Annotated in this window: 15 protein-coding genes; 6 read left to right on the top strand and 9 right to left on the bottom strand. The window is 30.8% G+C overall.

Going from position 1 to position 15008, the window contains the following annotated elements; translation table 11 throughout:
• Positions 1–144: 144 nt before the first annotated feature.
• Positions 145–1185: a M42 family metallopeptidase gene (locus ACWJJ2_RS17295; RefSeq protein WP_462953618.1), complete on the top strand. Its 1041-nt coding sequence runs from the start codon at positions 145–147 to the stop codon at positions 1183–1185.
• A 49-nt stretch (positions 1186–1234) separates the two neighbouring features.
• On the opposite strand, the gene sleB is transcribed toward ACWJJ2_RS17295, so the two are convergent.
• Complete coding sequence (sleB, locus tag ACWJJ2_RS17290; RefSeq protein ID WP_375294741.1) at positions 1235–1951, bottom strand: spore cortex-lytic enzyme; 717 nt, start codon at positions 1949–1951, stop codon at positions 1235–1237.
• A gap of 438 nt (positions 1952–2389) precedes the next feature.
• Between sleB and ACWJJ2_RS17285 the strand changes: the two genes are divergently transcribed.
• Positions 2390–4345: a YgiQ family radical SAM protein gene (locus ACWJJ2_RS17285; RefSeq protein WP_462954359.1), complete on the top strand. Its 1956-nt coding sequence runs from the start codon at positions 2390–2392 to the stop codon at positions 4343–4345.
• A gap of 71 nt (positions 4346–4416) precedes the next feature.
• Here the strand turns inward: ACWJJ2_RS17285 and ACWJJ2_RS17280 are convergent, their stop codons facing one another.
• The 3 genes from ACWJJ2_RS17280 to ACWJJ2_RS17270 form a co-directional block, all read right to left on the bottom strand.
• A complete protein-coding gene (locus ACWJJ2_RS17280; RefSeq protein WP_462953617.1) occupies positions 4417–5067 on the bottom strand; it encodes a hypothetical protein in 651 nt (216 codons plus the stop codon).
• Positions 5068–5132: 65 nt separating this feature from the next.
• A complete protein-coding gene (locus tag ACWJJ2_RS17275) occupies positions 5133–6020 on the bottom strand; it encodes a YegS/Rv2252/BmrU family lipid kinase (RefSeq protein WP_220319577.1) in 888 nt (295 codons plus the stop codon).
• A 184-nt stretch (positions 6021–6204) separates the two neighbouring features.
• Positions 6205–6633: a CBS domain-containing protein gene (locus tag ACWJJ2_RS17270; protein ID WP_220286103.1), complete on the bottom strand. Its 429-nt coding sequence runs from the start codon at positions 6631–6633 to the stop codon at positions 6205–6207.
• Positions 6634–6864: 231 nt separating this feature from the next.
• Between ACWJJ2_RS17270 and pssA the strand changes: the two genes are divergently transcribed.
• Positions 6865–7377, top strand: coding sequence for a CDP-diacylglycerol--serine O-phosphatidyltransferase (gene pssA / locus ACWJJ2_RS17265; protein ID WP_216301878.1), 513 nt, complete (start codon positions 6865–6867; stop codon positions 7375–7377).
• 100 nt (positions 7378–7477) lie between these two features.
• Here pssA and ACWJJ2_RS17260 read toward each other — a convergent pair whose 3' ends face one another.
• The 5 genes from ACWJJ2_RS17260 to ACWJJ2_RS17240 all read right to left on the bottom strand — a co-directional run bounded on the left by ACWJJ2_RS17260 (position 7478) and on the right by ACWJJ2_RS17240 (position 12541).
• The gene (locus ACWJJ2_RS17260) at positions 7478–7807 is read right to left on the bottom strand and encodes a hypothetical protein (RefSeq protein WP_216301877.1); all 330 of its coding nucleotides are present in this window, start codon (positions 7805–7807) and stop codon (positions 7478–7480) included.
• Positions 7808–7915: 108 nt separating this feature from the next.
• Positions 7916–8962 carry a calcium/proton exchanger gene (cax, locus tag ACWJJ2_RS17255; protein WP_165412673.1) on the bottom strand — a complete coding sequence of 349 codons (1047 nt, stop codon included), beginning with the start codon at positions 8960–8962 and terminating at the stop codon, positions 7916–7918.
• A 271-nt stretch (positions 8963–9233) separates the two neighbouring features.
• The gene (gene sdaAA / locus ACWJJ2_RS17250) at positions 9234–10124 is read right to left on the bottom strand and encodes an L-serine ammonia-lyase, iron-sulfur-dependent, subunit alpha (RefSeq protein ID WP_462953616.1); all 891 of its coding nucleotides are present in this window, start codon (positions 10122–10124) and stop codon (positions 9234–9236) included.
• 20 nt (positions 10125–10144) lie between these two features.
• A complete protein-coding gene (sdaAB, locus tag ACWJJ2_RS17245; protein WP_165412671.1) occupies positions 10145–10822 on the bottom strand; it encodes an L-serine ammonia-lyase, iron-sulfur-dependent subunit beta in 678 nt (225 codons plus the stop codon).
• Positions 10823–10882: 60 nt separating this feature from the next.
• Complete coding sequence (locus tag ACWJJ2_RS17240; RefSeq protein ID WP_462953615.1) at positions 10883–12541, bottom strand: nucleoside kinase; 1659 nt, start codon at positions 12539–12541, stop codon at positions 10883–10885.
• A 126-nt stretch (positions 12542–12667) separates the two neighbouring features.
• On the opposite strand from ACWJJ2_RS17240, the gene ACWJJ2_RS17235 reads away from it, so the two are divergent.
• From ACWJJ2_RS17235 to ACWJJ2_RS17225, 3 genes are all read left to right on the top strand, one after another.
• Positions 12668–13357: a DUF421 domain-containing protein gene (locus tag ACWJJ2_RS17235; RefSeq protein ID WP_216301874.1), complete on the top strand. Its 690-nt coding sequence runs from the start codon at positions 12668–12670 to the stop codon at positions 13355–13357.
• On the top strand, positions 13354–13734 hold the full coding sequence (locus ACWJJ2_RS17230; RefSeq protein WP_165413649.1) for a DUF4363 family protein: 381 nt from the start codon (positions 13354–13356) through the stop codon (positions 13732–13734). The genes ACWJJ2_RS17235 and ACWJJ2_RS17230 overlap by 4 nt, the downstream gene beginning before the upstream one ends.
• Positions 13735–13871: 137 nt before the next feature.
• Positions 13872–14819 (top strand): ketose-bisphosphate aldolase, encoded by a 948-nt coding sequence (locus tag ACWJJ2_RS17225; protein ID WP_165413650.1) that lies wholly within the window; start codon positions 13872–13874, stop codon positions 14817–14819.
• The last annotated feature ends 189 nt before the right edge of the window (positions 14820–15008 follow it).

Raw genomic sequence — 15008 nt, 5'->3', positions numbered from 1 at the left:
ATACTACAAAGAATCTAATATTCCTATACTTTCCCCCTATTCACTCTTGCTTATTTGTTAACTTAGCTTAATATTTGAGTTCCAATTAAGTGCCTTTTATGGTAAAATTAAACTTATACTGATTCCATTTTAAGGAGTGATAATATGAACTATAATGAAGATAAAATTAAATACTATTTAAAGAACATTTTATCAATATCTAGTCCTTCAGGTTATACACAAAAAATTATGGACTATATAAATGATGAGCTTAATATTCTAAACGCAGCACATTTCATTACTAATAAAGGTGCAATTGTAATCACCTTAAAAGGCAAAAATAACGATTACCAAAGAACACTTTCTGCTCATGTGGATACACTTGGTGCAATGGTTAAAAATATTAATTCCAGTGGTTCTTTAGCAATAGATCCTATAGGTGGATACATGATGAATTCAATAGAAGGTGAAAATTGCGCCATAGAAACTATTGATGGTAAAACCTTCACCGGAACTATCCATTGCACAAAACCTTCAGTGCATATTAGTGGTAATGATGCTCGTGAACTTAAAAGAACCCCTGAAAACATGGAAGTAATTCTTGATGAAAAAATTTCTTCAAAAAAAGAAGTGGAGGAATTAGGCTTAAGCGTCGGTGATTTCATTTGCTTTGATGCGAGAACACTCTTTACCGAAAAAGGTTTTATAAAATCTAGGCACCTAGATGATAAGGCTTCAGTTGCAATTCTCCTTTATGCTATAAAACACATAGTAGAAAATAACATTGAACTTCCATATACAACTAATATATTTATTAGTAATTATGAAGAAGTTGGACATGGAGCTTCTGCATCAATTCCAGAAAACACTAAAGAGTTTGTATCAGTAGATATGGGTTGCCCTGGTCTTGATCAAAACTCATCTGAGTATAGTGTTTGTATTTGCGCTAAAGACTCAACAGGCCCTTATGATTTAGATCTAAGGAAAAAATTAACAAATATATGCAAAAAAGAAAACATAGATTATAAAATAGATATTTATCCACACTATGGTTCTGATGCTTCTGCTGCTCTAATAGCTGGATGGGATATTAAAACCGCTTTAATTGGTGCCGGAATTTTCGCTTCACATGGATATGAAAGGACTCATATGGATTCCATATTATGTACTCTAGATCTAATAATTAAATATTGCACGCAAGAATAATGCATATAAAATAGTAGTAGAAATTTTCTACTACTATTTTATGATTATTCTAGCTACAAAATCTATGTTTACCAATTACTTTTATAAGTGTGCGTGACCATATCCACTTATTAGTAGCCGTTGCAGGATTAAAATAGAATACTGCTCCATCTGAGGGGTCCCATCCATTTATTGCATCCCTTGCAGCCCTTACGGAGCTTTCTTCAAGTTTTGCATTTATTTGTCCATCGACTATAGCTGTGAATGCCCCTGGTTGATAAATTACTCCCGCTATTGTAGCCGGGAATCTTGCATCTCTTGTTCTGTTTAAAATTGTTGCTCCAACAGCCACCTGACCTTCATAAGGTTCTCCTCTAGCCTCCCCATTTATGAGCATAGCTATTAAATCCACATCCTTATTATTTGTTACGTTTTGGCCGGAAGCTGATCCACCTGGAGTTGATGTACTAACCGAAATACCCATGGCCGCAAGTGTTTGTTTTCCTGCAATTCCATCTGCATCTAATCCATTACTACCTTGAAATGCCTTAACAGAAAGATATGTATTGTAACCATATATTCCATCAACACTATCCTTATGGTATCCCCATTGTTTTAGTTTAGTTTGAATTTGTTTAACTTGTTCACCGCGCGCGCCATATTTGTAAACCTGTGCCATAACTTTCATACTAGAAATATTAAGGTAAATTTCATTTGCAAAATATGTAATTAAAACTATCATAATCACAGCACTACATCTTTTAAATAATTGCTTTTTACTCTTCAAATTAATTCCTCCTTAGAAAACAATCTATAAATTTCATTAACATTAATAGTTTGTTCTAAATTCCAAAAAAAATACACTATGCTACTATAATCTAATTAAGTAACACAGTATATTTTTAGAATTAAATTTCTGCATTATAATATTTAAAATACTCTAGTGAGTTATCTTTTATTATTACCTTAAAATGCTTATTTTCTCTTAAAATTCGACATTTTATAATCACAATCTAACATTTATAAACTTTTACAGTTCATATTTTTCAATAGTTATGTTAATATTATTAAATACAGTTAATACAAGACAACTAGCTTTAATTTGAGAGTTGAAAATTGAGGGTTATGGTTGGTTTTTATGAAAACCTGAAAAATATTAAACTATATTTTAAACTCGCAACTTTCCACTATCAATTCTCAACTAGTCTATTAGGAGGATTAAATGATATCAAATAAACAATTTTTACCTATTAGCATGAATGATTTGAAAGAAAGAAATATATCTCAATTAGATTTTATAATAATTACAGGGGATGCATATATTGATCATCCCTCCTTTGGAACTGCTATAATCGGAAGAACCTTAGAAAGAGAAGGCTTTACCGTAGGTATTATCGCCCAGCCTAATTGGGAAAGCGTTGATGATTTTAGAAAACTTGGAAAACCTAAATATGCATTTATTATAAATTCAGGTAATATAGATTCTATGGTTAATCACTATACTGCAGCAAAGAAAAAAAGACACACTGATCTTTATTCACCAGGTGGCAAGTCAGGTCATAGACCAGATAGAGCAGTAATTGTGTATTGTAATCGCGCTCGCGAAGCTTTTAAAAATGTTCCAATTATAATTGGTGGAATAGAGGCCAGCCTTAGGCGATTTGCCCATTACGATTATTGGGCTAATAAAGTAAGACGAAGCTTATTAATTGATGCTAAAGCAGATTTACTAATCTATGGTATGGGAGAAAAAACTATAGTTGAAATGGCTAATCTTTTCAAGTATGGCATGAGTATTGATAAAATGACTACCCTTCGTGGAACTGTCTACGCTTCAAAAGATATTAGTGAACTTAAAGACTTTATAGAGGTACCTTCTTTCGAAACTGTTTCCACTGATAAAAATGCTTATGCAGAAAGCTATAAATTACAGTCTTTGGAACAGGATGACATAAGAGGAAAAGTAGTAATACAAAAACATAATGATCGATATGTAGTACAAAATGCTCCTCAAATTTCTTTAACGCAAAATGAAATGGATATAACTTATGGTCTGCCGTACACTAGAACATATCATCCTATATATGAAGATAAGGGCGGTATTCCTGCAATAATTGAAGTTGAATTTTCTATAACCAGCCATAGAGGTTGTTTTGGTAGCTGCTCATTTTGCGCTTTAACCTTTCATCAAGGTAGAGTTATTCAAAATAGAAGCCAACACTCTATTATAGATGAAGCAAAGCTTTTAACTACCTTAAAAAATTTCAAAGGATACATTCACGATATTGGTGGACCTACTGCAAATTTTAGACATAGAGCTTGCAAAATCCAAGAAAAAGTAGGTGTATGTCGAGATAAACAATGTATGTTTCCAACTCCATGTAAAAATCTTATTATCGACCACACTGAATATTTGGATTTATTAAGAAAAGTTAGAGTAATTCCAAACATTAAAAAAGTTTTTATTCGTTCTGGAATAAGATATGACTATTTAATTTTTGATAAAAACCCTAAGTTTTTTGAAGAATTGTGTCAACATCATATTAGCGGACAATTAAAAGTAGCACCTGAACACATAAGCGACAAGGTACTAGACCAAATGGGAAAATCAAAGCAAGAGGTATTTGACCGTTTTGTTAAAAAATATTCGCAGACAAATAAACAATTGGATAAAAATCAATTTTTAGTTCCATACTTTATGTCAAGCCACCCTGGTTGTGACTTAAATGAATCAATTAAATTATCAGAATATATAAAAGAAATGGGATATACTCCAGAACAGGTCCAAGACTTTTACCCAACACCCGGGAGTTTATCTACCACAATATTTTACACCGGAATTAATCCTTTCACGAATGAGAAGGTTTATGTTCCAACTGAGCAAAAAGAAAAAAATATGCAAAGGGCTCTGATGCAATTTAAAAATCCAGATAACTATAATATTGTAAAAGAAGCACTAATAAAAGCTCATAGGGAAGATTTAATTGGTTTTGATAAAAAATCATTAATACCGCCAAGACCTATGAAGGCAAATACTAATTCCAAATTTAAAGGGAATAAAAATTCTAAAGTAAATCCTTTAAAGACCGGGTCAAAACCCGTTTCAAATACTATTTCAACAACCGTTTCAAAAACTGACTCAAAAATTAGTCCTAGCAAAAAAGCTAGAACTAGAAAATAAAAAAGCATATATGACTACATTTTTTTGTAGTCATATATGCTTTTAAAATTTTCACCTGTGGTGCTATAACATTAACCATTTTGCCTTTTCTTTTTAAACTTTATTAATCCATAATCTATGGTTATAATCCAAGAAATATCGCCTAGCAATAACCATGGGAGATTTCCATTTATTGAAGTTAGAATTACTGAAATAATTGTAACAATAGAAGATATTATTATTATTGCTGATCCTATTTTATTAGAATATGTTTTGTTAAAAAGTTCTATACCTTTAATAATAAAAACTGAATTTATTATAAGTAGTCCAATATAACAATAACCTTCTAGTTGTAATTCTATAATGTATCCACAAAGGATTGATACATTAATATCTGAAGCAGATTTATATATCATAATGCAGTATACTACAGACAACATTAAGCAGATAAATAAAATCTTTTTAAGTTTAATTTTATTGTTTCTTGCAAATATAAACACTGAAATAACGCCACATATTGGTATGCTAAGTAAATTTGTGAATACCAAAGGTTTTAATAAATATAAATAATTTTGATTTTTTATAACGGAAAGGATTATTAAAGCTATGTATCTAAACGTCATTAAAATTAAAGCAATAACACTAATTATTTTAATTTTTTTAGGTGCATAAATCAAACTAGAAATTATACCTTCATACAATAAAAAAAACACTATCAACAGCAGTAAAAAATATATACTCATTCATATACTCTCCTAAAATTGCTACTATTAATATTTATTAATTTATGTTTGATATTATGCTTAATTTACTTTATTTTAGTACCTAATATAGATATTCCACCTTTTTCACATTCTATAAGGAGTGGGAAATCGGGTCCTCTTTCTCCATCTATATCTGTACCAATACCTTCGAAGCATTCTATTTCTAATCTATCAGTTTTAAAATAAACAATTCCTTCTATATTTTCTAAATGCTCATTTCGAATCATTTTAATAAAAATATTTAAGATATTCTTCATGTTTCCAGCCTTTATTATAATTACATCTAAAAGTCCATCGTCCACCTTAGCTTTATATGCAAATTTTAAATTTCCTGCAGTTTGTCCATTGAACACTAACATTAAATACATATTTCCATCAAAAGAAACTTCATCTGAACTAACTTTTATTTTTAGTTTTCTAAAATTAGGTAACTGTTCAATTCCTTTTATATAATATGCAAGTTTTCCTATAGTGTTTTTTAGATCCATATCCATTTTTTGTGATATATCTGTAAATAAACCTGCACTCGCTACATTCAGAAAATATTTATCATTTATTTTCCCTATATCTATTTTTTTTGCATCGCTTGTTAATATTTGATTGCATGCCTTTTCAACATCTTGAGGCATTCCTATATAATTTGCAAAATCATTTGCAGTACCTGCGGGAAGAATTGCTATAGGTAAATCAATATTCTTTTTTTTCATCTCATTTACTACAGTATCTAAAGTTCCATCTCCACCTGCTATTAAAATGTATTTGTAATTTTTGTCTATATCAAAAAAAGCATCTGATATAGGATTTTCATTGCATATTCTATATGGCACTATCGTGTGCTTATATTTTTGATGAATCATTATTATCTTATCTAAATCTGATGCTATAGTATTTTCTCCAGAATATGGATTATAAATAAATTTTACCTTGTTCATTACATTCTCCCCTATTTCCGTTTAAATTTAATATGTTATTTATAAACATTATACCTCTTTAAAAATGAATCCACAAGATTTACCTTTCCTGTGGATTTTTAGTTAATAAAATAAAAGTCAATAGTAATTTAACATATAATTGCGCTAATAAATTACATTTTTTATTTATTTTTTAACATTCTCATTAAATATTCTGTGTGCATGGGATAGAAATATCACTGAGTACGTCCCTAGCCTCTTCATGAAGCTTTGGTTCTAATGCCACATCCCCTAGCGAAACCATCCCAACTAATTGATCCTTTGCCGTTATTGGTAGCCTTCTTATTTGCCTTTCACTCATAATCCTAATAGCATCATCCACATTCATATTTTGATCTCCTACTACTGGGTTAGAAGTCATAATATCTCGAACTTTTTGCGTTTTTACATCCTTGCCTTCTGCCACGCATCTAAGTATTATATCCCTATCCGTTACAATACCAATCACTTTCTCCTTTGTTTTTACAGGAATTGATCCTATATTATGTTCTTTCATAAGCTCGGCTGCATGCTTTGCAGTATCATCTACAGCTAAACTTAAAACGTCTTTAGTCATTATTTCAGAAACTTTCATTTTATATTCCTCCTTCTTAATTTTTTATGTTAGATAAAAATTACTAATATTTTTATTTTAACCATAAATAAATGTTAATATTAATATTTTTTTATTATATTTTTCCTTGACCACCCAATAATAAAATTTATGATTTCATACTTAAATGTTTCTATAATATGATGTATAATTTAAAGTATGATTTTATATTAATATATTAGTGAAATTTTATTATTTTAGGAGTGATATTTAGTGAAGAAATCCTCTATACCCAATATTCTTACTTTTGGAAATTTAATTTTTGGTTTATTATCCTTGCTAATGACTTTTCAAGCTAATTACAAATTATCTGTAATTTTTATATTATTAGCTGGTTTTATGGATAGATATGATGGCCAAGTAGCACGCTTTTTACAAGTATCTAGCGCTTTAGGAAAAGAATTGGATTCATTAGCTGATCTAGTATCTTTTGGCGTTGCACCTTCTTTGCTTATATATAATTTATATAATTTCATTTCCTTAGGCTATTTGGGTTATATTTGTTTTTTAGTTTTCCCTGTAGCTGGTGCATATAGACTAGCACGATATAATAACTCTAAATTTAATAATGTTTATACTGGTATCCCTATTACTATTTCTGGAATGCTTTTAGCACTCTATGCTTTCGTGACTTTAAATTCTCCACACAATTTCCCTCTTACTATTATTATAATATTTATACTCTCTTATCTTATGGTAAGTAAATTTCAAATAAAAAAAGTGTAAGAAATATAATATTTCTCACACTTTTTTAACGACATCTCATCTCAGAAGGAAAGTCCACAATTTTATAACAGGAGATGCTTAATAGCTCCGTAGGAGATAATTAATCTTTTAACCTTAGCTCCTCGTCAATCTCTGTTTCTATATACTCTGTTTGAATCTTGCAGTTCATAACCTCGGTCTTAATTTTGCAATAAGACATATAACTATAACCCGCATCGTCTAGCACCTTTATTGTTTCGTCTATAATATCCCCCAAATTATCAGCTCTTTTTAATGCATCCTTAACCTCACTTTTTTTAGATAGTGCAATTTTATTTAATTCATCTGCTCCACCTATTAATAGCCTATAAGAACTAACTAGTTTAGTTAAAATATCTGCTAAATTATTTACATCATCGTAATAATTCTGAATTACTCTTCTATGTGCCAAATAATCACCTTTTAGTTTAATTATATTATTATATATATCTATTTATGCTTAGGTGCATTAAAATAAATAACAAGTCAAAGGTGTGACTTGTTATTTATCTGAATTTACCTAGACAATATAATAATATGCTAAAGTAATTATGATATAGGTAGTAATTAAAATACTTCCTTCTAGCCAATAGGTTTTCCCATCTTGAAAGACTAAAAAAGACATACCTACAGCTATACTACACATTATTATGTGAAAGGTTGGAAATAGAAGTGTCATATTTAACCCCATAAAACAAGAAAATATTACAAGCACAGGGGTAACAAAAAGTGAAATTTGGATGCTTGATCCTATAGCTGTTTCTAAGCTCATATCTACCTTATTTTGCATTGCACACATTATTGTAGAAACATTTTCTCCTATATTACCCAAAAGTGGAATTAAAATTATACCTATGAACTCTTGGGATATATTATAGTTTTTAGTAAACTCTCTAATATTATAAATTAGCTTATCACTTATAAAATAAAGTAATACAGATATACAAATTAAAATCATTACACTTTCAATAACTTTTTTATTCACGACAACTTTTTTTTCTTCTTTATCCACGCTTACAACAAACAAATTGTTATGAGTATACAATGAGAATATTAGTCCTAAGATATAAATACCTATCAGTAAAAAAGCAACTTTCACACTTATGGATATAAGTACCGAGTCCTTAACTACAGAGTATCTATTTAATGTTGCTATAACTACCATGGAGGACAAGGCCAATAGTAACATATTGAAATTTGTTCGTGCTATTATCCTATTGAAATTCTGCTGCCTGAACTTAAATCCTCCAAACACTACCGCAATTCCAAGACCCAAAAGCATATTGTTTACAATTGACCCAATTAAAGAAGCTTGAACCATAGGTATCATTCCATACTTTATTGACCATATTCCCATCATCAGCTCTGGAACATTGCCTACTGTAGCAGCTAAAAGCCCCCCTTTTTTTTGCCCTATATAATCTGAAATGCTAGTGGTTTGATCTCCTAGTAGAATAGCTAACGGAACTATAGCTATAGAATATATTATTGTATTTATTAAACTTGAAGAAGTGCTTATAAACATTAATGCAATTACACCGATTATAAAAATATAGGTTTTTTTCATTCACAACACCAAACTATCATTATTTTGCACTTTCATTTACGTATTCTTCATCAATCCCCTCAAAAATATCTTCACTAATATTTCTGTATGTGTTATACACTTCATTTTCATCTGTATTGTACCACTCATTTCTATCCCTCCCTTTAATTAGTTATCTCCTTTATTATTCTATTCATTATGATTTTAAAGGTTACTTTACTAAGTGATGTGATATACAAAAAAGAGGGACACCCCGTTTAGGATATCCCTCTCTTAACTTCCAACAATATATTTATTTAAGCGAACCTTGTTTTAATAATATTTTTTTTGCAAGTTCAAGTCCTGTAGGAGTACTTGCAAGCCCGCCCATAGCTGTTTCTCTTAATTCACAAGGTAATTGTTTTCCCACCTTATACATGGCAATTACTGTATCATCAAAAGGTATTCGACTTGTAACCCCACTCATAGCCAAATCTGCAGTAGTCAAAGCACTTACTGCACCAGCTATATTTCGTTTAGCACACGGCACCTCAACCAACCCTGCGACAGGGTCGCATACTAGTCCTAAAATGTTTTTTATAACAATAGCAGCTGCATTTAGTGCCATAGCGGGAGTACCACCCATCATTTCCACTACAGCTGCTGCGCCCATGGCAGCGGCAGAACCACATTCAGCCTGACATCCACCTTCAGCTCCTGACATTGTAGCATTTTTAGCTATTATAATTCCTACTCCAGAAGCTGTGAATAACGCATTAATTAGCTCATCTTCAGTTTTATTTAACTTCTCTCCTGCTGTAATAATTACTGCAGGAAGTATTCCACAAGACCCCGCTGTCGGCGCAGCGACTATTTTTCCCATGGCTGCATTCACTTCTGAGCAAGAAAGAGCTCTCGCCATTGCTTTTATCATAAATTCACCTGTCAGTGTATTTCCCCCCTGCGCATACCTATTCAGTCTAATTGCATCCCCACCTATTAATCCACTAATAGATCTAGTTTCATTTGTAAGCCCATATTCCGCAGCTTCTCTCATTATATTTAGATTTTTCCTCATCTTTTCAACAATTTCACTACGCGTAAATCCACTTTCTTCTTGTTCACACCTTATTGTATATTCCGAAATCGGTATATTTTTCTCTTCACATACACTTAAAAGTTCTATCCCTTTGTTTACAAACATATTATTTCCTCCTCGCTGTATTACGACCGTTGCACTGGTGATATTTCTCTTATACTGTAAATATCCTCCATAGACTTAATCTTACTTAATACGTTTTCAGTTACTATGGTATCTGTCTCAAACACCATGGCTGCTTTTAGCCCTCTACTATTTCTATACACATTCATAAATGCTATGTTAACATTTCCATCATATAACAAGGTACTTACTTTTGAAATCATCCCTGGAATATCTTTATGGCTAATTATAATTGTTGGATAGTTACCTGTAAATTTAACTGGTTGGCCATCAACTTCAAATATCGAAATATTTCCTCCTCCAACAGACGACCCAACAACTTCAACTATTTTCTCATTTTTTTTTGTTATAATAAACTTTACTGTATTAGGATGAACATCTCCCAAATCGTCCTCAGCAAACTCTATTTGGAGCCCTTGATTTTTAGCTATAGCTAATGAGTCTTTAAGTCTATCATCCCAAGGATCCATCCCTAAAATCCCTGCTACTAATGCTCTATCCGTTCCGTGGCCTTTATACGTTTTAGCAAAAGAACCATGTAAAACAAATTTTACTGATATTATATTTTTCCCTGAAATTATAGCGGCAATTTTACCAAGCCTTGCAGCCCCCGCTGTATGTGAACTTGATGGCCCTACCATAATTGGACCCAATATGTCAAAAACACTATAGTTTTTCATTTGTTTCCCTCCTTGTAAGCATCTGCACAGTATAACGTAATTATTTTATTTCCAGGTGCTTTAGTATTTATAAAAGCAACTTCCGCCAGTAAATTCTCTTATTATTGAATTATCTGGTACTAAATCTTTATCTACATCTTTAAAAAAATTAAGAAAGCTTCTTAATCTACTTGCCTCATAATATACTGGACTTTCTTCCCCAACTTTATTAAGCTCGGCTAATGCAAATTTCTTAAGCACACAAAGCTCATATACTACGCTAGAATTAAACATTGCATCTGCCTGCTCTTGAAATACAAAAATATTTTTTTCCTCTCCACGTTTTATAGAAGGCCACATTTTCAGTGTATCTTCAACGCCGTATCCTCTTGATAAATAATCTCTAACTATTCTCCTTGTCATTCTTACGTCTGTTGTAGAAATCCTGTTGTGATCATCTAAATTAAGCTGTGTTAAAGGACTTATATATATTTTAAATTTACTATCCTTAGATATAGATGAAGTTAAAATCTCATTTAATCCATGTATTCCTTCTACAATCATAACTCCATTTTCGGGCATTTTAATTTTATTACCATGCCATTCCCTTTTCCCTGTTTTAAAATTAAAACTTGGTACTTCAGTCTCTTTGCCTTCCAGTAATAATTTTAAATCCTTATTTATAAGCTCTAAATCTAAAGCATATATAGATTCAAAATCATATTCTCCACTTTCATCTCTTGGAGTGATTTCCCTATTAATAAAATAATCATCTAATGAAATAAATATTGGTATTAAGCCGTTTACCCTCAATTGAATCCCTAATCTTTTTGAAAAAGTAGTTTTCCCTGATGAGGACGGTCCAGCAATAAGAACCAATTTCACCTTTTCCCGCTTATAAATCATATCCGCAATATATGCAATTTTCTTTTCATGAAGTGCTTCTGCTACTCTAATTAAATTAACAATATCGCCATTTACCACTTCATTGTTTAGTGCACCAACACTTCCAACACTTAGTATTTCTCCCCATTGCGCTGCTTCATAAAATACTTTAGCTAGTTTTTCGTGTTTATAAAATTTAGGGATTCTATCTGGTTCATCATTTGTTGGATATCTTAATATAAACCCCGGCTCATAGTACATTAAATCAAATATTTTTAATATTCCTGTTGAATAAGCCATAGGGCCATAGAAATAATCATATCTCCCATCTAGTTCATAAAGCTTTATCTCTTTTCCTGTTACATATTTTAAAAGCTTAACTTTATCTTGCATATCATACTGCGTAAAAATTTCCACTGCCCTCTCTTTTGAAAATGCTATTTTTCTTATAGGAATATCCGCTTTTATTATTTCGCTCATTCTGCTTTTTATATCATATATGTCATCAATATCTAGTGCAAGAGTCTTATGAATCTCACCAAATAATCCCTTACTTAAAGAATGTTCGATAGAAATTTTAGCTTCAGGGAATAATTCAGAAATTGCTTTTATTAGTACAAATTGAAGGGTCCTAACGTACGCCATCGTTCCGATTCTACTTGTAATATCTACGAGTTCAAAATCACCCCCATGCGTGATAGTACTTCCTAGCTCATAAAATTTATTGTTGATTTTACCTAAAACTACTGGAAAATCGCTCACTAAATTATTTTTTTTAAAAAAATCATTTAATATAGTTCCCTCTGGAACTAAAATGTTTCTACCATCCTTAAGTCCTATATTGAAACTACGCATACAATCATCCCCTATTTTTAGTAGTTATTACTATTATACTTTAGTTTTTAAAAAATGTATCCTTTCCCCCTTATAATTTTTGAGTTTAAAGGAAACATATACATCATATGTTAAAGAGGTGTTATTATGCTTATTTTAGTAATCAGAACTTTTGTCTTATACTTTACAGTAATATTTATTATGAGAATGATGGGTAAAAAACAAATAGGTGAGCTTGAACCTTTCGAACTTGTGATTGCATTGATGATTTCTAATCTTGCAACCTTCCCCATGGAAGATATAAGAATACCAATTATACATGCTGTTATACCAATATTCACTTTGTTATTTCTCCAAATAGCCACTTCCTATATTGAACTCAAAAGCGAAAAGGCTAGAAAAATTTTAACAGGCACTCCGAGCATATTAATAAAAAACGGCAAAATTGATATTGCAGAGCTCAGATGCCAAAGATTTAATATTAATGATTTATTCGAAGAACTTAGATTAAAAGGGTATTTTAATTTATCCGATATCCAATATGCTATTTTGGAGACTAGCGGTGAGCTATCCATATTGCCTAAAACTAGTATTTCTAATGCAACTAAGGATGATTTAAATATATCCATAGCTCAAGAGTCTTTGCCTATACCTTTAATTATGGATGGCAATATAAATTATAAAAATTTAAATCTTTTAAAAAAAGACATAACTTGGTTAAACAATATATTAAGAAAAAATAATATTTTATGTGCTAAAGATGTTTTCATAGGAATGATTGACTCTAAAAATAAGTTCTATTATCAACTTAAAGAAGGGAAAGATAAGAAAATATGAAAAATGTTATTGTAGCCTTCGGCTTATTTTTTACAATGATTATAGGCATATTTGTATCTATTAATCTTATAAATTATAATTGCGCCCATTTACAAAATTTGAATTCTTCCTTAGAAAGCTATATACTTAAAGAGAACTACGAAGATGCATACAATTTATCACTAGATTATGTAGCTGATTGGAAAAAAGCTTCTAAATTTTTAACTATATATATACATCATGAAGATACAGATCATATGGACAACGAGCTTTTAAAATTAACTCAATATATAAAAATGAAAGATAAGTCTGAATGTTTAGCCACTGTACATAGTATGAAATATCTTATAGATCATATAATGTCTCATGAAAAAGTATCTATAAGCAATATTTTTTGATTTTTTAAATTTATGGGTACAATTTATAGTAAAGGGGTAGAAAATAGTCCAATTATAGCTTATAATTATAACATATCATAAAAGTCCCGCAGGGACAATATATGTCCCTATTACAAAATTTGAAAGGTGGAATTAACATGGCTTTAGTTACTACTACTAATATGTTTAAAAAAGCTTTAGAAGGCAATTACGCTATTGGAGCTTTCAACATCAATAATATGGAAATAATTCAAGGAGTTGTCGATGCTTGTGCTACACACAAGTCAGCTGTTATACTTCAAGTATCAGGCGGCGCTATGAAATATGCTAGACCTACTTACCTTAGAAAAATGGTAGAGGCAGCTGTAGAAGACACTGGTCTTGACATTGCTCTTCATTTAGATCACGGTTCAGATTTAGCACAATGTAAACTTGCAATAGCTTCTGGATTTACTTCAGTAATGTATGATGGTTCTCATCTTGATTATGAAGAAAATGTAAGAACAACTAAAGAAGTAGTTGAATATGCTCATTCTAAAGGTGTTGTAGTTGAAGCAGAACTTGGAAAGCTTGCTGGAATTGAAGATGATGTTAATGTTTCCGCAGCAGACGCAACTTATACTGATCCAGAACAAGCTGTAGATTATGTAACAAGAACTGGTATTGATTCTTTAGCTGTAGCTATAGGAACAAGCCACGGTGCATATAAATTCAAAGGCGAAGCTAAACTTGATTTTGAAAGATTAGCAAAAATCACAGAAAAATTAGAAGAAGCTGGAAAGCACAATTTTCCAATAGTTCTTCACGGAGCATCTGCAGTTGATCAAGATTACGTTACTATGATCAATGAATTTGGTGGCGAAATGAAAGGCGCAAAAGGAATTCCACTAGATATGCTTAGAAAAGCAGCATCTATGGCTGTTTGTAAAATAAATATGGATACTGATTTAAGACTTGCTATGACTGGTTCAATAAGAAAAGTACTTACAAAAAATCTTGGCGAAATAGATCCTAGAAAATATTTAGGCGAAGCAAGAACTAACATAACTAAATTAGTTGAAAGCAAAATCACTAACGTTTTAGGTTCTTCTAATTCTTTAAAATAAATTAGATTAAATTCATTTAAATCTAAATTGTTAAAACAAAAATACCCACAGTATATTCTACTGTGGGTATTTTTGTTTTATTTTTTATTATATAGGAAACTATAATGCTTTCATGCGCAGAAAAAAGTATATATTACGTATAATGCATTAATCGTATTGCAATACGCGTAATATATACTTTTTTCTTAT

The organism is Clostridium sp. CM039, from assembly GCF_055081075.1.
Note: the sequence above shows the minus strand (reverse complement) of the source record. Positions and strands in the feature narration are given on the sequence as shown.